This is a genomic window from Luteibacter rhizovicinus DSM 16549 (genome assembly GCF_001887595.1).
GTDB lineage: Bacteria > Pseudomonadota > Gammaproteobacteria > Xanthomonadales > Rhodanobacteraceae > Luteibacter > Luteibacter rhizovicinus.
In genome coordinates, this window is the sequence record NZ_CP017480.1 from 3,747,783 (window position 1) to 3,764,571 (window position 16,789).

The window sequence follows — 16,789 nt, forward strand, 5'->3', positions numbered from 1 at the left end:
TCGATTGCACTTCCGGGCTGCACACGGCTAGGCCAAACGGCTGCGTGATACATCGGTGTATCGCCCTCTGTATCGAGGGTGTTACACATCCGGTCAAACAATGGCGAGCAGCGCGCGCAACTCTTCCGCCAGTCGGAGGCTGAGTGCGATCAAGGTAAAGGTCGGGAAGGCCCATCCACCGGTGGGAAACACCGAGCTTCCCGCGACATGAAGGTTCGCGACGCCATGGACCTTGCCCTGCGTGTCGACCACACCCTGCGTCGCATCCTCGGCCATGCGCGTCGTGCCCATGTGGTGAGCCGTGCCATGCACATCGGAAGAGGCGTGCGTGTCGACGGTCCATGGAGCGGGTGCGAACTGGCCGGCGCAGGTCTGCGCAAGACGGTTGCCCGCGACCGCGCCGAGGACGCGATGCGTGTGCCGGTCCAGGTCGTTGAGCCGCCAGTCCACGCGCACGCGACGCAGGCCGAGCGCATCCCGTTTGTCGTCGAGCATGATCCGGCTGTCCCGGTTGGGCGCTTGTTCGAAGAATCCGACCAGCTCCACCCGGTTGCTGGCCACGGTGGGTTTGTCGACGACCTTGAGCGCCACGGCGCGGATCACGTCGCCGATATGCAGGCCGAGTCGCAAGGCGCTTATCGCGAGGTTTTGCGGGACGGCAAGCGACATCGCGCCGCCAGGACCGTTCTGCAGGGCTGCCTCCAGGCGTGCCTCGACGAGCGCCGCCTCATCGCGTGTCGGCGGCCGCAAGGCGGCGCGCACGTCCCGCAGGGCGCGAATGCCACGCGGCACCTCGCCTTCGACGGCGAAGGGATGCACGCGCGCGTTGAGCGTCCGGTACTCGCGTTGTGCCTCGAACGAGAGGCCGATTTCCGATGCGATAGGCGCACGCAGCTTGCCGATGCTCCGCTCGTAGGGCCGGGTCAACCGATCCGCCTGCGGCGAACGAATGCTGCCGATGCTGCCCCTGGGATGATCCATGAAGTAGCGGCCGACCAGGTCGTGGTCGTTGCCTAGCCCGTTCGGCGCCACGCTATCGGACAGGAGCAGGATGCGGGCGTTCTCGATGCCGCCGGCCGCCAGGACGTAATGTCGCGCACGGACGCGACCACGTCGGCCGTCGAGCGAACCGATCGTGGCGTCGGTCACCGCACGGGCGTTGTCGGTGGCCCGCAGTTCCATCACGTTGGCGTGCAAGAGCACGGTGATGTTCGGTGCCTGGGCGAGCAGGTCACGATAGGCTTCGCCGAAGGTGATCGGGCTGCGGGCGAAGATGAAGTTGACCATCGCCTCGGGATCCAGGTCGAGCGGCGGCCGCGGCGTGGGGCCTTCGAACGTGCCCTGGCCAAAGCCGTGCGCGGGATCGATACGGCAGAACTCGCGCGCCTTGGCGTACCACGGGGCGAGATCGGCATAGCGTAGGGGCCAGCCACTGTCGGGTACCCAATCGCGAGGTTCGAGATCGGAATCGGCCAGGGGAATGCAGCCGCCGCCCCAGAGCGTGCAGCTGCCACCGAACACGCGCATGCGCGAGGTGCCCGCGTCGAAAGGCGTGCTGCCGGCTGACGTGCCGTCGTACAGCGACTGGCTTCGATCCTCACCCGACAGCCCGCCACCTTCGATCAGGCAGACGGTGGTGGAGGTGCCGAGGAAGGCGCGCGCGATGGCGATGCCGGCGGGGCCCGCGCCAATGACGCAGAGGTCCGCCTGATAGTCGGAAGGTGCCGACGGGTCAAGGTAATCGGTGATCACGGGGTATCTCCCAGCGTATTTTTATTGTCAGGCCCGGTAGTAGCCGCGGTACCAGTCGACGAACTTGCCGACGCCTTCGCCGACGTCCACTTTCGGCAGGTAGCCGGTGGCCTGCACCAGCGCGGAGACGTTGGCTTCCGTGTCGGGCACGTCGCCCGCTTGCAGGGGTAGCATTTCCATCCGCGCCGTCTTCTTCAGGCACTTTTCCAGCACCCGGATGTACTGCATGAGCTCCACCGGCTTTTCGTTGCCGATGTTGTAGATGCGGTACGGAGCCACGCCGCTGGATCCGGGATCCGGGCGGTCGCCCGACCAGTTCGCGTTCTTTTCCGGGATCTGGTCCAGCGTACGCAAGACGCCTTCGACGATGTCGTCGACGTAGGTGAAACTGCGCTTGTGGTGCCCATGGTTGAACACCTGGATCGGCTCGCCGGCAAGGATGGCCTTGGTGAACAGGAACAGGGCCATGTCCGGGCGACCCCACGGGCCGTAGACGGTGAAGAAGCGCAGCCCCGTGCAGGGAACGCCGTAGAGATGGGCGTAACTGTGCGCCATCTGTTCGTTGGCCTTCTTCGAGGCGGCATACAGCGTCAGCGGGTGTTCGGTCGGCTGGTGCTCGGAGAAGGGCATGCGTGTATCCGCGCCATAGACCGAGCTGGTGGAGGCGAAGACGAGATGTTCGACGCCATGGCGACGGCAGCCTTCGAGCACGTGCAGGAAGCCGGTGACATTGCTGGCGATGTATACGTGCGGGTTCTCGGCGGCGTAGCGCACGCCAGCCTGCGCCGCCAGGTTGACCACGCGTTGCGGCTTGTGGGTGATGAAGGCGTTCTCGACGGCGTCACGATCGGCAAGATCGGCATGGATATGGGTATAGCCTGGCTTGTCGGCAAAACGGGCCAACCGGGCCTTCTTCAGTTCCACGTCGTAATAGTCGGAAAGACTGTCGAAGCCGATTACCTCGTCGCCACGCTCGAGCAGGCGCATGGCCACGTGGGAGCCGATGAAGCCGGCCGTGCCGGTCACGAGCACTTTCATGCGGGCTGTTCCACGATCAAAGCCGTCCGTCCACGGCGTCGCGCGGCAGGACGTACTTGACGTCGTAAACCACGGATTCCGGTTTGCCGAAGGCACGGATGCCCGCGGCGCCCAGGCTCACGAACTCGCGATGACCCACCGCGACGACCACGGCGTCGTAGGCGGCGTGGGCCGGATCGGCCATGGGCGTGATGCCGTATTCGTGCTCGGCCTCGCTCGCGCGCACCCAGGGGTCGTGCACGTCGACGCCCACGCCATAGGTGTCGAGGGCGTTGATGATGTCGACCACGCGGGTATTGCGCAGGTCCGGGCAGTTTTCCTTGAAGGCCAGGCCGAGGATGAGCACGCGGGCGCGTACCGGGTTGATGCCCTTGCGCACCATCAGCCGCACTACCTCGGAAGCGATGTACGTGCCCATGCCGTCGTTGGTGCGTCGTCCGGCGAGGATCACATCGGGATGGTGGCCCACCTGCTGTGCCTTATGGGTCAGGTAGTAGGGATCGACGCTGATGCAATGGCCGCCGACCAGGCCTGGCCGGAAGGGCAGGAAATTCCACTTGGTGCCGGCGGCTTCGAGCACCTCGAGGGTGTCGATGCCGAGCTTGTTGAAGAGAATGGCGAGATCGTTGACCAGGGCGATATTGAGGTCGCGCTGGGTGTTCTCGATCACCTTCGCGGCCTCGGCCACCTTGAGTGAACTGGCCCGGTGCGTGCCCGCCGTGATCACCGAACGGTAGAGCGCGTCGACGAAGTCGGCCGTGGCGGGTGTCGACCCGGAGGTAACCTTGAGTATTCCCGTAACGCGGTGGGCCTTGTCGCCCGGGTTGATCCGCTCCGGACTGTAGCCGGCGAAAAAATCTTCGTTGAAGACCAGGCCCGAAACCCTCTCCAGGATCGGCACGCAGACTTCCTCGGTGCAGCCCGGATAAACCGTCGATTCGTAGACCACGATGTCGCCGCGCTTGAGCACCTTGCCGAGGGTTTCGCTCGCGCGGATCAGGGGTGTGAGGTCAGGGCGGCGCGCGTCGTCGATCGGCGTCGGCACGGTGACGATGTAGACATCGCATTCGGCGAGGTCCTCAATCCCTGAGGAAAAGCGCAACCGGCGCGAGGCGCCGAGTTCGTCGCCATCCACTTCCAGGGTGGCGTCGTGGCCTCGGCGGAGCTCATCGATGCGCCCGGAATTGATGTCGAATCCGAGGGTTGCGTAGCGCTTGCCGAATTCGACTGCCAGCGGCAGGCCGACGTAGCCCAATCCGACGATTCCGATTCGCACCGTGTCCAATGACAGGGTCGCGGCGCCCTCGGCCGGGTCGTACGGCCGGTCGGCTGCGACGGGTTCGCGCAAGGCGGCGGTGCCGGCCGGTCTGCGGCTAACTGTATCCATGACCGCTTCCTACCCCTTAGTGGTCGACAATGCCCGTCTTACGGGCGATGAGAGGTTAGCAATCCACTCGGGGATTGCCTGTACGGCTTACGGAGGTAGCCGAATGGCCGATGGTGTTTTTCGCAGGGCACCAGCGTTTACAAGCCTCGATCACCGATATATCGTTCATCCCGCTCCGCTTAAGAAGCAGGGCATATGACTACAAGGGTGTATCTGATCGAGCCATGTCCGCGCGAACCTACACCGGCTCAGTGCGCGTGGCCTTGCTGGACGATCATGCGCTCGTCCTCAAAGGGCTCATCGCGCACCTTGAGAAAATTCCTTCGATCCTGATCGTTGGCAGCCATGGCAGCAGCCAGCCGTTCCGGGCCATGCTGGCAGCCATGCCCGTGGATGTCGCACTGATCGATTACTCGCTGGCTATGGACGACATCGACGGTGTCGCCCTGATCAAGCTGCTGCGTGCAGCGCATCCAGCGCTGAGGATCCTGGTTGTCTCCGCGCACGGCTCGCGCCTGGTGATCCGCAGTCTCTTGCAGGCCGGTGCGCACGGTTTCGTCGCGAAAAGCCAGGAGCCCGATGAAGTCATTCGTGCGATCGACGCGGTGATGACCGGTCGCGAATACCTGCCCCCGGGGACGGTCAGCGGGCTGGCCGACAATCCGATGGCGCGGCTCTCGCCCCGCGAGTGGGAAGTGATCCGTTGCGTGCTCGAAGGCCTGTCGGTCACCCAGATCGCCAACAAGTTCAACCGCAGCCTGAAGACCGTGAGCACGCAGAAGACGGCGGCTTACCGAAAGCTGGACATCGGCAAGGACAACGAACTGCACATGCTTCGCGCCTACCTGCTGGCATCGGACAGCGAGGTGCCATTGAAGTGAGGCGATGGATCGCCCTTTGCCTGGCTGCGTTCGTCGTGACCGCTGCTGCCGCCACCGATTCGCCAGATCCCGAACGGGAGCGGTGGATCTCGCAGCATCCCGTGTTGCGTATCGCGATCGATCCGCAGCAGGGCGCCGAGATCCGTGGCGGGGAAGCCAATCCCCTGGTCAGCCAGTACCTCGCGCTGGTGGCGGAACACACCGGCGTGCGCTTCGAAACCGTGCGTACCGCCTCCTGGGAGGCGTCCGTCAAAGCGTTCACGGAGCATCGCGTCGACCTGCTGCCTTCGACCAGCGATCGCATGGTGGTAGCGGATCTGGGTGACCGAGCCCTGCTGTCCAAACCGTTCTACGTGGGCCGCACCCTGATCGTGACGCGCACCGTGGGGCCGGCCAGGATCGACATGCGCGACCTCGACGGGCACACGGTGGCCTTCAAGGGCGGTGGTGCCTACGAAAGCTGGCTCAAGCGCGAACATCCGCTGGTCACGCGCCTTCCGTTGGACGACATCCACGAAGTGCTGGCAGCGGTGGAAAGCGGCATCGCGGATGCCGCGATCGGCATGGACGTGGCGTACCACCCCATCGTGCGTCGCGACTATGCTTCCAGCCTGCGCGTGGCCGGCGACGTGGCGGAAATACCGATTACGGTGAGGGTGGTCGTCCAACCCGACGAGCCCGAGCTGATCGACATGCTCGACAAGGGCATGCGCCGCATCACGGCCGACGAGAACGAGGCCGTGATCGAGCGCTGGCTCGAGGCAGCCTACCTGCGTGCGCCGACATTGTCGCAGGTCGTCTCGGTCTACCAGGGGGAGATCGCGCTGGGTGCTGCCCTGGTCCTCGTCCTGATTTTCGCCCTTTGGCAGATGCGTCGTGCGCAGCTGGCCTCGCAGCGCGGCGAGCAACAGAAGACCATGCTGCTCGCGGTGATGAGCCACGAAGTGCGTAATGCGGTCAACGCCGTGGTCTCGTCCATCGACCTGATGGCCCGGCAACCGTTGGAAGGGCCGCAACGCGACCTCATGGCGATCGCGCAGGCGAGTAGCCGCAACCTGCGCTCCCTGCTCAAGAGTGCACTCGATTACACCCGCTCGGAAGTCCAGGGCTTCACCCCCGATCTGGTGTCCTGCGATGTGCTGGCCGTGGCGCGGCAGGTCATCGAGTCGCAGCGTCCGGCGATCGAGGCGAAGGATCTCGCGATTCGGCTCGACCTTCCCATGGGCCCCTTGCCCTGGTTGTTGCTCGACGAGACACGCCTGCGCCAGGTACTCGAAAACCTGCTCGCGAACGCCGTGAAGTACACGCACGAGGGGCATGTCGGCATCGCCATGTGGCAGGGTACGGAAGAGACACCCGATCACATTCGCCGCCTGGTGATCGACGTTTTCGACACAGGCATCGGTGTGCCGGTGGATCGGCAGCGCGAGTTGTTCCGCGCGTTCGCGCAATCGCACGGTCCCCTCGACACCCGACTCGGTGGCACGGGCCTGGGACTGGCGATCTGTCGGGATATCGTCACCCATCTTGGTGGGCGCCTCGACCTCACCAGTGAGGTCGGCGTAGGAACGGCCGTCCGCATCGAGCTGCCGACCAGCCTCGTCCCCGCGGTCACGACGGTCGCCGAGGACGACCCGCCGGATGTGGCCAAGGACGAGCCCTTCGGCACCGTGCTCCTGGTCGAGGATCATCCGGCGAACCGCCAGATCATCGCCGCGCAGCTGAAGTTCATCGGCTACGCGACCCAGGCCGTGGACCATGGGCAGGCGGCGATCGATGTGTTCGAAGCCGGACGCTATGTCGGTGTCCTGCTCGATTGCGAGCTACCGGACATGCAGGGCTACGATATCGCCGCCGAGTTGCGTGCGCGTGAGCGCACGGCCGGCGGACCGCGTACGCGCTTCATCGCCATCTCGGCTAATCACGGCGAAGCACATATCCGTCGGTGCGAAGAGAGTGGCATCGACACGGTGCTGGGCAAGCCGCTCTCACTGGAAGGCCTCAAGGCAGCCCTCGCGGCGCCGCGCACGGAATCGGAAATCGATGCGACCTTCATCAGGGAATGCATGAAGGACCTCGCCGCCATCCGCACCTCGCTCGCCGTGGGCGACCTGACCGGTGCCGCTCACTTCGCTCATCGGCTCAAGGGCGGTGCTCTGGTCTGGGGCGCGACGTCCATCGCCACGGACATCGATCGCATCGAGCAAGCGCTTGCCGGGGAACCCGTCGACGATGCCCTGGTCAGACGTTTGCTCGACGCGATCGCTGCGCGTCTCTAGCCCGCGCCGTTCCGGCGGTTTGAAAAAACCAGGCGCGACTTGCGCCGCCTTGCTTCGAGCTTGCTCGAACGCAAACGTTTGCGAAGCCGATCGTCCTTGCATCGATGTTTCGCGACGCCCTTTAAACGTTCGATGGCGTACCAATGTCTGTCTGACTTTCCTTCGTCCCAACGTAACGGAGTCTACCGATGGCAAGCATAAACGCATCCGCGAGCGGCACGTTCAAGATCGGCGGCGACCTCGAGGTCAACCGCCTCGGCTTCGGTGCCATGCGCATCACTGGCAAGGGCATCTGGGGTGAGCCGGCCAACCCCAAGGCAGCGCGCGAGACCCTGGCGAAGCTGCCCGAGCTCGGCGTGAACCTGATCGATACGGCCGATAGCTACGGTCCGTACGTCAGTGAGGACCTGATTCGCGAAGTGTTGCATCCATACAAGGGCCTGGTCATCGCGACCAAGGGCGGCCTGACCCGCCATGGCCCGGACATCTGGGCGCCGCTCGGCCGTCCCGAATACCTGCGCCAGTGCGTCCTGATGAGCCTGCGCCGCTTGGGGGTGGAACGCATCGACCTGTGGCAGTTGCATCGCGTCGATGAGAAGGTGCCGCAGGACGAGCAGTTCGGCGTCATCCGCGACATGCAGAACGAAGGCCTGATTCGTCATGTCGGCCTGTCCGAGGTGAATGTCGCGCAGATCGAAGCGGCGTCGAAGTTCTTCAAGGTCGCCACCGTGCAGAACCTCTACAACCTCGGCAACCGCCAGAGCGAGGCCGTGGTCGACTATGCGGACAAGCACAACATCGGCTTCATCCCCTGGTTCCCGCTTGCCGCCGGCGAGCTGGCGAAAGAGGGCTCGGTGCTGTCGAAGATCGCCAAGAAACTCGATGCCACCGACGGCCAGGTCGCCCTGGCGTGGCTGCTCAAGCGTTCACCGGTGATCCTGCCCATCCCGGGCACGGGTAGTCCCGATCACCTCGAGGAGAACGTCAAGGGCGCCGCGCTGAAACTGTCGCAGGAAGACTTCGAAGCGCTCGAGCACGCGGTGAAATAACGTCTCGGCTGACGGACCGCCCGCCGCCCGGCGAGCGGTCCGCAGGGCCGCACTTGCGTGGAGGTCTGAGGCGCAGAGCCTTCGGTGCCCACCTTCGCTGGGGGCTTGAGGCAAAGAGTCCTCGGTGTTCACCCTCGCTGGGGGGCTTGAGGCAAAGAGCCTTCGGTGTCCACCCTCGCTGCTCAGACAGGTCCTCCGCGTTCCGTAAAGGAAAGGCCGCTAACGCGGCCCATGCATCTATTTGGCCTACGGCCGCTCCACTTGTGCGGAACTCGCCTCGAGGGTGGACACCGAAGACTCTTCCCATCCTTGAGGTTCATGCGGGTCGAGCCGACGAAGCAACGCCGCTTCGGCTGCTCGCTCGTCGCCATCGCGAAACGCACCAACCTCTGCGCGCTGGTCGCGATTGTCCGCGCGAGGCAGGGCTTCGGCGGCCACATCCACTCCAACGGCTCGCCTTCGAGCTAACCGTATCGTCGTGAGAGACCTTGGTGTCCACCCTCGAGGCGAGTTCCGCACAAGTGGAGCGGCCGTAGGCCAGATAAGTACACGGGCCGCGTCAGCGGCCTTTCCTTTACGGAACGCGGAGGACCTGTCTGAGCAGCGAGGGTGGGCACCAAGGTCTCCCCGCGAGACGCCCAAGTGTAGGGAGCGAAGGCAAAGCCGAGCCGCTGAAGCGTCTCCTACAATTTTCGGTGAGCCCGTGCCTCGTAGAGGCGTTCGTCGGCGCGGCTTAATGCAGCGTCCAGCGGCGTGCCGGCTTCCTTCATCGCGGCGCCCAGGGTGAAGGCGATAGGAGCGGCGTCTGCCTCGTTACGCAAGCGTGCGCACACCTCGGCCAGGTGCGCTTCGTTGGCGCTCCGCAACACCAGTAGAAACTCGTCGCCGCCCAGGCGCACGACGGCGTCGTTGTCGCGGACGCGGGCCCGCAGGAAGCTTGCCATGTCGACCAGCACGTCATCGCCACGCTGGTGGCCGTAGGTATCGTTGATGGCTTTGAAGTGATCGAGGTCCACCGTGATGCAGCCGAGCGTCTCGTCACGCGTCAGTGCGCCGAGCTGATCCAGGTAGCGCCGGTTGAAGCAATGGGTGAGGGGATCGCTCAACGACCATTCGCGCAGTTGCCGCTCCTGTCGGTACTGTTCGGTGATGTCCTGCGCGTGGCCGAGCACGTAGCGCTCGTCGTCATCGTCGTCGAGCACGTTGTGATATGCCCAGATGCGCAGGTCGCCGTTGGCCGCGCGCAATTCGAGCCGGCCCGAATCGCTGCCCGCATCGCCGATACGTCGCAGATACGCATGGAAGGCGGGCACGACTTCCGGCCGCATGAAATCGGTAAGTGGCCGCCCCATCAGGCTGTTGACCGGATAGCCCAGCGAATGCGCCGCGGCGGGATTGACCGAGAGCAGGATGCCGTCGAGGTCGTGCGTGCAGATCAGACCCAGGCTGTAATGAAACAGCTGGCGGAAACGGCGCTCGCTGGCTTCCAGTGAAGCGACTGCGCGTCGGCGATCGGTGGTGTCCTGGATCGCGCCGACGAGGCGTTTGGCCGGACCGCCCCGTGGCTCGACCTCGCCGACCGAGCGCACCCAGAGCGAACGGTGCCGGGCCGTCAGCAGGGGCAGCTCGACATCCCAGCCCGTCCCGCTGGCGATACCTCGCTCGACGGCGGCGCGGATGGTCTCGCGTGCGCTCTCGGGAAAGAACGAGAAAGCCTCGTCGAGGTTGGGCTCATAGCCTGGTGGCATGTCGTGGATCCGGCAGGTCTGCGCGGACCAGTGCACCTTGTTCGATGCCAGGTCGACTTCGAAACCGCCGCCCCGGCCACGGCACCCGTACGGTCGAGGAAGGATTCACTCGCACGCAGCCGGGCCTGCCAATCCTGCGCGGTGCGCCTGAGGTCGCGTTCCAGCGCGATCTCGCGAGCCAGTGCAGCACTGCGCTCCAGTGCCGTCGCGCGCTGTTCCAGTGCCATGCCGACCAAGCCGGCAAGGGTGGTCAGGATCTGGCGTTGGGTCTCGGTCAGTTCACGGGGCACGTGGTCGATGACGCAGAGCGTGCCCACGCCGGATCCGCCCTGCATCGCGATGGGCATGCCGGCGTAGAAGCGGATGTTGGGATCGGCTTCGACCAGCGGGTTGTCGAGAAAGCGCTCGTCGTGGTGGGTGTCGCGCACTTCGAACAGCGTCTGGTCGTGGATCGCGTGGGCACAAAACGAGACGTCGCGCGGTGTCTCGGTCACCCCCTCCAAGCCGACCTGGGCCTTGAACCACTGACGGTCGTGGTCGATCAGGCTGACCAGGGCGATCGGCGAACCCGTGACCAGGGAGGCCACCTGCACGATACCGTCGAAAAAAGGCTCCGGCGCCGTGTCCAGCACGGCCAGGCTGCGTAGCCGCTCAAGGCGGCGCGATTCGTCGTCGGGTAAGGGCGCGGCTCGCATCGCGACTCCTGGGCAGGGGACAGCGGAACGTAGCGGCTCGGCAGCCGGCCGGACGTGATCCACGTCACTGTCCTGAGGTGAGGCCGCCTGGCACACCGCTGGTTATAGCGACATGGGCGGCTTCTTGCGTGAAAGCGGCGGTCGAGGAAATGGGGAGCCGGCGGCCCCAACCTTGCGGTGAACGCCTACGCAAACCCACCTAACATAAGTGTTGAAACTAACATTAATGTTAGTAAGCTTGTCGCGCACCAGCGAACGGCATGGAAGTCGATGAAGTACAGTGAATTTATACGGTGGCTGCGTCAGCAAGGTGTTGTTTTTGAACGACAGCGAGGCAGCCACCAGTTCGTCAGATATAAAGGAAGGACTTCGATCGTGCCCAGTCACGGGTCCAAGGAGATACCGGAGCTCCTCCGGAAAAGCATCCTGAAAGATCTCGGTCTGAAATGAGGCCGGGCAGCAATGGAGTGGCTATGCGCTACGCAATTAAACTTAAGAAATACGGTGACGAGTACGTTGCTTCGTGCCGGGATCTCCAGGGCTTCAACAGCATTGGTGAAAGTATCGAGGACGCGTTGAGCGAGTCGATCGATGCGGTGGCGCTCATCCTGCAGGATCACATCGATCGGCGTCAGCCGATCCCCCGCGCCAGCGAAAAAAAGCGAGGCGAATATTGGGTCTCGTTGCCTGCGCTGGACGTGGCAAAAGTCGGGCTTTACGAGGCTATGCGCGCCAACGGCCTTCGTAAGTCGGATCTCGCACGCAGGCTCGGCATGCATGCCCCGCAGATCGACCGTCTGCTGGATTTGACCCACAGTTCCAAGTTGGAGCAGGTTGAGGCCGCCTTGGCTGCGGTGGGTTATCGCGTCAATCTTTCCGTTGAGCGTGTGGACGTGCGGCGAGCGGTTAGCTCGCCGCGCCTCTGCCTCGCTTAGTGAAGTTTTACCGGCGGCAAGGTCGTGTTGCGCAACCAGTCGGCCAGCCATAACGCCGTCGCCCGCGGCCAGCCGTGCAGGGTGGCGCGGTGCAGTTGCTGCAAGGACACGTAGAGCATCTTCGCCACCCATCCGCGCATGGGGATGATCGATCGGCCCTTGGGCCCGGAAGGCAGTTCGCCCGTGGCCTGGCGCGAGCCGAGGGACACCAGGGTGCCTTTGGAGTGGTAGACGAAAGCGCTGACGTTCTCGCCCCGAAAGGCCCGGGGCAGGGCGCGGGCGAGGTAGGTGGCCTGCTGGTGTGCCGCCTGGGCGGTGGGCGGCACGCTGGGGCCGCCAGGCGTCGTGGTGGCGAAGGCGCAGTCGCCCATGGCGTAGATGTCGGCCAGCCCCTGGGCCTTCAGTTGGCCATCGACCAAAATGCGCCGGTCCCTGGAGAGTTCGAAGGGCCCGAGGCCCTTGACCATGTCGTGGCCGGTGACGCCGGCTGCCCATACCTGGATATCGCAGTGCACGCTCGTGCCATCGGAGAGGTGGAAGGCGCCGTCTTCGACCGCGTCGACGCCAACGCCGGTGCGCAGCGTCACGCCCATGCGCCGGAGGATCTTTTCCGCCGACTCCGAGGTGCGTGGATCGACGTTGGGCAGGACGCGCTTGGCCATGTCCATCAAGGTGATGTCCAGCTTGCTGGCGGGATCGAGGCCACCGTAACGGTGCATGTCGTTGAACGCGTGGTGCAGCTCGGCCGCCAGTTCCACGCCGGTCGCTCCCGCGCCGACGATGCCGATGCCGATGCGTTTGTCGGGATCGCCCGCGGTGCGTAGCGCCAGCGCCAGGATTTTGCGACGCAGGTCGATCGCCTGGGCCGGGCTGTCCAGCATGTCGCAATACTCGAGGACGCCGGGCGTGCCGAAGTCGTTCACGCGACTGCCGAAGGCCAGCACCAGCGTGTCGTAGCTCAGGCTGCGCGCCGGCAGGATGATTTCGTCGGTGAGTGGAAAGCGGACCTCGTCCAGCGCGATGGTTTTCGCCACCGGGTCGACGCGCTGGAGCGCGCCGGGTTCGAAGCGGTATCCATGCGACTGGGCATGCGCCAGGTAAGGCACCGCTTCTTCGCCATCGCCGAGCAGGCCGACCGCGAGCTCGTGCAGGCGCGGCTTCCAGAAGTGACTGGCGTCCCGGTCGACCAGGGCGACGTCGAGGTCGCCGCGTTTGCCCAATCGCGCTGCCAGTTCGATACCCGCCGCACCACCACCGACGATCACGACGGTGTGCGCACCGGGTCGCTTTGAAGCCGTCATACCCATCTCCTTCAATAACCTGATTTCGAGCATACGCATCGATTCGTTGCTTGCTTGCGAAGACTGGCCTTTTCCGGCTAAATCGAACCCATGATGCCAACACGGTGGCTCCGACGACGAACGATGCGCTGACGCGACGCCGCGCGCTCATGCGTGCGCCTGTGCCCATCGTTTACGGAGAAGTCCATGTTCCTGTCCCTGGCGTCGCACGTCGACGCCTCGCTCGCCAGCGTGTTCGCCACCCTTGGCCTGCCTGCCTCTTTTGCACGCGCCCAGCCCTCGACGCGGCCGGATTTCGGCGATTTCCAATGCAATGCCGCGCTGGCCCTGGCGCGTGAACTCGGCCGGCCGCCGCGAGAGCTCGCCGGTGATATCGCCGGCCTGCTCAGGCAGCAGCCGATCTTTGCGTCGGTGGAGGTCGCGGGGCCGGGCTTCGTCAACCTGACCCTGGCCGGGGCCTTCCTGGCAACGTCCGCCCGGGCGATGGCTGCTCAGGTGAACCTCGGCATCCCGGACACCGGGCGGGGGCGCCTGGTCATCCTCGATTTCGGCGGCCCGAACGTGGCCAAGCCACTTCATGTGGGGCACCTGCGGTCGCTGGTGCTTGGCGAGAGCCTGCGTCGCCTCCATGCGGCGCTCGGTTGGCGCACCCTCGGCGATGCGCACCTGGGCGACTGGGGGCTGCAGATGGGCATGCTGAGCTCGGCCATCCGGCATCGCGACCCTTCCCTTGTTTTCTTTCAACCGGGCGCGAAGAGTGGCTTCCCGGCCAACGCACCGGTGAGCCTTGACGAACTGGAGTGCCTGTATCCCGAAGCGGCCGCGGCCTGTCGCAGCGATCCCGCACGCATGGCCGAGGCGCGTGCGGATACGGCAGCGCTACAGGCCGGCGATCCGGGGCTGCTCGCTTTGTGGCGTGCACTGCGGGAGTTGAGCCTGGCCTCGCAGGTGGCAGACTTCCGTGAGCTCGGCGTCGTGTTCGACGCGCTCGACGGCGAGAGCGACGTCCGCGATGCGATCACGCCCCTGGTCGAGCGGCTCCGTGCCAGTGGGATCGCGCGGGAAAGCGACGGTGCGCTGGTCGTGGACGTTGCCACCCCGGAGGACGCGTTCGAGGTGCCCCCCTTGCTGCTGGCCAAGCGGGATGGCGCCGCGCTCTATGCGACGACCGACCTGGCGACCCTGGAGGCACGTGCGATGCATGAAGGCCTCGCACGCGTGGTGTATGTCGTCGATCAACGGCAGGCCCTGCACTTCGAGCAGGTGTTCCGTGCGGCGGCGAAGGCCGGCATCGTACCGGGCGTGGAGCTGATCCACGCCGGCTTCGGTACCGTGAACGGTGCCGACGGTCGTCCGTTCAAGACGCGCGATGGCGGCGTCGCGCGGCTTACCGATCTCCTCGAGGACGCCGTGGCCAAGGCCGCCGAGCGTATCGAGGGCTCCGGTTACGGAGCGGAGCTGAATGACGCGGGCAGGTTCGAGCTGGCCCGGCGCGTCGGTATTGGCGCGGTGAAGTTCGCCGACCTGTCGGGCGATCGGTTGTCGGGCTACGTGTTCGACGTCGAGCGGCTGGTGGCTTTCGAAGGGCGTACGGGGCCGTACCTGCAATACGCATGTGTGCGCTTGCGATCGTTGTTGGCGAAAGCGGGTGGCACGGCCGCAGCGAATGGCCTCGCCGTGGCAAACGGCGCGACCGCAGCGGATCTCGCTGTGCCGGCCGCGGATAGCGAGCGGTCCCTCGTCATCGCCTGCCTGGGGCTGGGCGATAACGTGGCGGAGTCGGCACGGGTGATGCAGCCGGGCGTACTCGCCGAGTATGCGTTCGGCCTCGCGCAGCGCTTCAGCCGGTTCTATGCGGAATGCCCGGTGCTTGCCGAAGCCGATCCGCAGGTTCGCGCGTCGCGGCTGGCGTTGTGTGTGCTGACGTCGCGCGTGTTGGAGAAAGCGTTGTCGCTACTGGCGATCGACGTACCCGATCGAATGTAAAGGTCATGTGGGAGCCGATTCATCGGCGAAAAAGTCATGTGGGAGCCGATTCATCGGCGAAAAGGTCATGTGGGAGCCGATTCATCGGCGAAAAGCCAACGGAGCGGAGACGCCGCAACGCTCCATCGCCGATGAATCGGCTCCCACAAAGAGTCGGTCCCCACAAAGAGTCGGCTCCCACAAAGAGTCGGCTCCCACAAAGAGTCGGTCCCCACAGAGAGCCAGAGGGTCGCTCAGGCTTTTGAGTAGGCTGCGGTGGCGTCCATCACTCTTGCGGAGTAGACGAGCGCGGCGCCGGCGTTGAGGGCGACGGCCACACCGAGGGCTTCGCCGATCTCTTCGCGCGTGGCGCCGTGCTTGAGCGCTTCGGCCGTGTGGACGGTGATACAGCCATCGCAACGGGTAGTGACGGAAACCGCCAGGGCGATCAGCTCGCGCGTCTTCGCGTCGAGGTGATTGGTCTTGGCGCCTGCCCCGGACAAAGTCTGGTAGCCCTTGATGGTGTCCGGGCTGAGCTTGGCGATTTCACCAATACGGGCGCCCAGTTCGTTGCGATATTCAGGCCAGTCAAGCATGGGATGATCCTCAGGAATGGCCGGCGGCACGGGTTTGCGTCGTCGGTGAGAAGATGATGATCCTGCCCCGTGCGCGGGGAAATACTCGAAACGTTCTAGTTCTGGCGCGTCCGTCTCACGGTCACCCAAAGGGGGTTCCATGGCTCTTCCTCGTCCCATTCCCGCGTCGTTCTTCGGCATGGTCCTTGGCCTTGTCGGGCTGGGTGCCAACTGGCGAACTGCGTCGCGTCTGTGGGGACTGCCATCGGCGATCGGCGAAAGCATCATGGCCGTCGCCTTCGTGGTCTGCGCGGTGCTCACCCTTGCCTATGCCTACAAGTGGCTCGTGCATCGAGCTGCCGCGATCGAAGAAGCGCGGCATCCGGTGCAATGCTGCTTCATTGGTCTGGTGCCGTCGTCGGGTGCCCTGATGGGCATCGTGCTGGCGCCGCATGCGCACGGCCTGGCCGTCGCCGCGCTGCTTACCGGTGGCGTGGGGCAGGTCGTCTTCGCGCTGTGGCGCTTCGGCGCCATGTTGCAGGGCGATCGCGACATCTCCACGACCACGCCGGTGATCTACCTGCCTTCGGTGGCCGGCAACCTGATCATCGCCGCGTCGGCGGGCATCCTCGGCTTCCCGTCATGGGGAATCCTTTTCTTCGGGGTCGGCGTGTTCAGCTGGCTCGCGCTCGAATCGGTCATCGTCAACCGCTTGCTCAATGCGCCGCCCTTGCCGCCGCCCCTGCGACCGACGCTCGGTATCCAGCTCGCACCGCCGGCCGTTGCCGCCGTCGCGTGGCTGGCCAACACACAGGGCGTACCGGAGCTCATGGTGCAGGCGGCGTGGGGTTATGGCCTCGTGCAGCTGCTGCTGATGATCCGCCTGTTCCCGTGGATCGCGAAGCAACCGTTCGCGTCGAGCTACTGGGCTTTCAGCTTCGGCATCACGGCGCTATCGGGTAGTGCCCTGACCATGAGTCTGCGCGGGCTGACCGGTGCGATCGCCGAGCTGGCGCCGGTGCTGTTCGTCTTCACCAACGCGGTGATGCTGCTGTTGACCGTCGGCACGATCGTCCGTCTTGCACAGAACAAATTCCTGCCGCCGTCCGTGGTTGCCGCACCGCCGGCGACGTCGTAGCAGCGACTTCGCAGCCGCCGCGCGATGCCGGGCAGATTGTCGCGCC

General features: G+C 65.1%; 13 protein-coding genes and 1 pseudogene. 8 read left to right on the plus strand and 6 right to left on the minus strand.

Annotation, left to right across the window (positions count from 1 at the left end):
- Positions 1 to 93: 93 nt before the first annotated feature.
- The 3 genes from BJI69_RS17155 to tviB are packed head-to-tail and all read right to left on the minus strand — an operon-like array spanning position 94 to position 4,075.
- On the minus strand, positions 94 to 1,752 hold the full coding sequence (locus tag BJI69_RS17155; protein WP_046969661.1) for a GMC oxidoreductase: 1,659 nt from the start codon (positions 1,750 to 1,752) through the stop codon (positions 94 to 96).
- A gap of 27 nt (positions 1,753 to 1,779) precedes the next feature.
- Positions 1,780 to 2,790, minus strand: a complete 1,011-nt coding sequence (locus tag BJI69_RS17160) for an NAD-dependent epimerase (RefSeq protein WP_046969662.1) — start codon at positions 2,788 to 2,790, stop codon at positions 1,780 to 1,782.
- A 16-nt stretch (positions 2,791 to 2,806) separates the two neighbouring features.
- A complete protein-coding gene (gene tviB, locus BJI69_RS17165) occupies positions 2,807 to 4,075 on the minus strand; it encodes a Vi polysaccharide biosynthesis UDP-N-acetylglucosamine C-6 dehydrogenase TviB (RefSeq protein WP_244890723.1) in 1,269 nt (422 codons plus the stop codon).
- Between the two features lie 326 nt (positions 4,076 to 4,401).
- On the opposite strand from tviB, the gene BJI69_RS17170 reads away from it, so the two are divergent.
- The 4 genes from BJI69_RS17170 to BJI69_RS22555 all read left to right on the plus strand — a co-directional run bounded on the left by BJI69_RS17170 (position 4,402) and on the right by BJI69_RS22555 (position 8,854).
- Positions 4,402 to 5,058, plus strand: coding sequence for a response regulator (locus BJI69_RS17170; RefSeq protein ID WP_046969663.1), 657 nt, complete (start codon positions 4,402 to 4,404; stop codon positions 5,056 to 5,058).
- On the plus strand, positions 5,055 to 7,337 hold the full coding sequence (locus BJI69_RS17175; RefSeq protein ID WP_071925010.1) for an ATP-binding protein: 2,283 nt from the start codon (positions 5,055 to 5,057) through the stop codon (positions 7,335 to 7,337). Before BJI69_RS17170 ends, BJI69_RS17175 begins: the two co-directional genes overlap by 4 nt.
- A 188-nt stretch (positions 7,338 to 7,525) precedes the next feature.
- A complete protein-coding gene (locus BJI69_RS17180; protein ID WP_046969665.1) occupies positions 7,526 to 8,386 on the plus strand; it encodes an aldo/keto reductase in 861 nt (286 codons plus the stop codon).
- A gap of 318 nt (positions 8,387 to 8,704) precedes the next feature.
- Positions 8,705 to 8,854: a hypothetical protein gene (locus BJI69_RS22555; protein ID WP_154670753.1), complete on the plus strand. Its 150-nt coding sequence runs from the start codon at positions 8,705 to 8,707 to the stop codon at positions 8,852 to 8,854.
- 215 nt (positions 8,855 to 9,069) lie between these two features.
- Here BJI69_RS22555 and BJI69_RS17185 read toward each other — a convergent pair.
- Positions 9,070 to 10,829: pseudogene (locus tag BJI69_RS17185) on the minus strand (sensor domain-containing diguanylate cyclase).
- Between the two features lie 270 nt (positions 10,830 to 11,099).
- Between BJI69_RS17185 and BJI69_RS17190 the strand changes: the two are divergent.
- Both BJI69_RS17190 and BJI69_RS17195 read left to right on the plus strand, forming a co-directional pair.
- Entirely contained in the window at positions 11,100 to 11,279 is a 180-nt protein-coding gene (locus BJI69_RS17190; RefSeq protein ID WP_071925011.1) for a type II toxin-antitoxin system HicA family toxin, read from the plus strand.
- A gap of 23 nt (positions 11,280 to 11,302) precedes the next feature.
- The gene (locus BJI69_RS17195) at positions 11,303 to 11,764 is read left to right on the plus strand and encodes a type II toxin-antitoxin system HicB family antitoxin (RefSeq protein ID WP_046967840.1); all 462 of its coding nucleotides are present in this window, start codon (positions 11,303 to 11,305) and stop codon (positions 11,762 to 11,764) included.
- Here BJI69_RS17195 and BJI69_RS17200 read toward each other — a convergent pair.
- A complete protein-coding gene (locus BJI69_RS17200; RefSeq protein ID WP_125903094.1) occupies positions 11,761 to 13,065 on the minus strand; it encodes an NAD(P)/FAD-dependent oxidoreductase in 1,305 nt (434 codons plus the stop codon). The genes BJI69_RS17195 and BJI69_RS17200 overlap by 4 nt on opposite strands.
- Positions 13,066 to 13,251: 186 nt before the next feature.
- Here BJI69_RS17200 and argS point away from each other — a divergent pair, with 186 nt between their 5' ends.
- Positions 13,252 to 15,051 (plus strand): arginine--tRNA ligase, encoded by a 1,800-nt coding sequence (gene argS / locus BJI69_RS17205; protein WP_071925012.1) that lies wholly within the window; start codon positions 13,252 to 13,254, stop codon positions 15,049 to 15,051.
- A gap of 233 nt (positions 15,052 to 15,284) precedes the next feature.
- On the opposite strand, the gene BJI69_RS17210 is transcribed toward argS, so the two are convergent.
- Positions 15,285 to 15,626: a carboxymuconolactone decarboxylase family protein gene (locus BJI69_RS17210; RefSeq protein ID WP_071925013.1), complete on the minus strand. Its 342-nt coding sequence runs from the start codon at positions 15,624 to 15,626 to the stop codon at positions 15,285 to 15,287.
- 139 nt (positions 15,627 to 15,765) lie between these two features.
- Between BJI69_RS17210 and tehA the strand changes: the two genes are divergently transcribed.
- On the plus strand, positions 15,766 to 16,743 hold the full coding sequence (tehA, locus tag BJI69_RS17215) for a dicarboxylate transporter/tellurite-resistance protein TehA (protein ID WP_071925014.1): 978 nt from the start codon (positions 15,766 to 15,768) through the stop codon (positions 16,741 to 16,743).
- Positions 16,744 to 16,789 lie beyond the last annotated feature (46 nt).

Excerpts from the sequence above, each read along its gene's own strand:
- BJI69_RS17190 (WP_071925011.1), top strand. The coding sequence starts at position 11,100 with ATGAAGTACAGTGAATTTATACGGTGGCTGCGTCAGCAAGGTGTTGTT.
- BJI69_RS17180 (WP_046969665.1), top strand. The coding sequence starts at position 7,526 with ATGGCAAGCATAAACGCATCCGCGAGCGGCACGTTCAAGATCGGCGGC.
- argS (WP_071925012.1), top strand. The coding sequence starts at position 13,252 with ATGTTCCTGTCCCTGGCGTCGCACGTCGACGCCTCGCTCGCCAGCGTG.
- BJI69_RS17195 (WP_046967840.1), top strand. The coding sequence starts at position 11,303 with ATGCGCTACGCAATTAAACTTAAGAAATACGGTGACGAGTACGTTGCT.
- tehA (WP_071925014.1), top strand. The coding sequence starts at position 15,766 with ATGGCTCTTCCTCGTCCCATTCCCGCGTCGTTCTTCGGCATGGTCCTT.
- BJI69_RS17210 (WP_071925013.1), bottom strand. The coding sequence starts at position 15,626 with ATGCTTGACTGGCCTGAATATCGCAACGAACTGGGCGCCCGTATTGGT.
- BJI69_RS17200 (WP_125903094.1), bottom strand. The coding sequence starts at position 13,065 with ATGACGGCTTCAAAGCGACCCGGTGCGCACACCGTCGTGATCGTCGGT.
- BJI69_RS17170 (WP_046969663.1), top strand. The coding sequence starts at position 4,402 with ATGTCCGCGCGAACCTACACCGGCTCAGTGCGCGTGGCCTTGCTGGAC.
- BJI69_RS22555 (WP_154670753.1), top strand. The coding sequence starts at position 8,705 with ATGCGGGTCGAGCCGACGAAGCAACGCCGCTTCGGCTGCTCGCTCGTC.
- BJI69_RS17160 (WP_046969662.1), bottom strand. The coding sequence starts at position 2,790 with ATGAAAGTGCTCGTGACCGGCACGGCCGGCTTCATCGGCTCCCACGTG.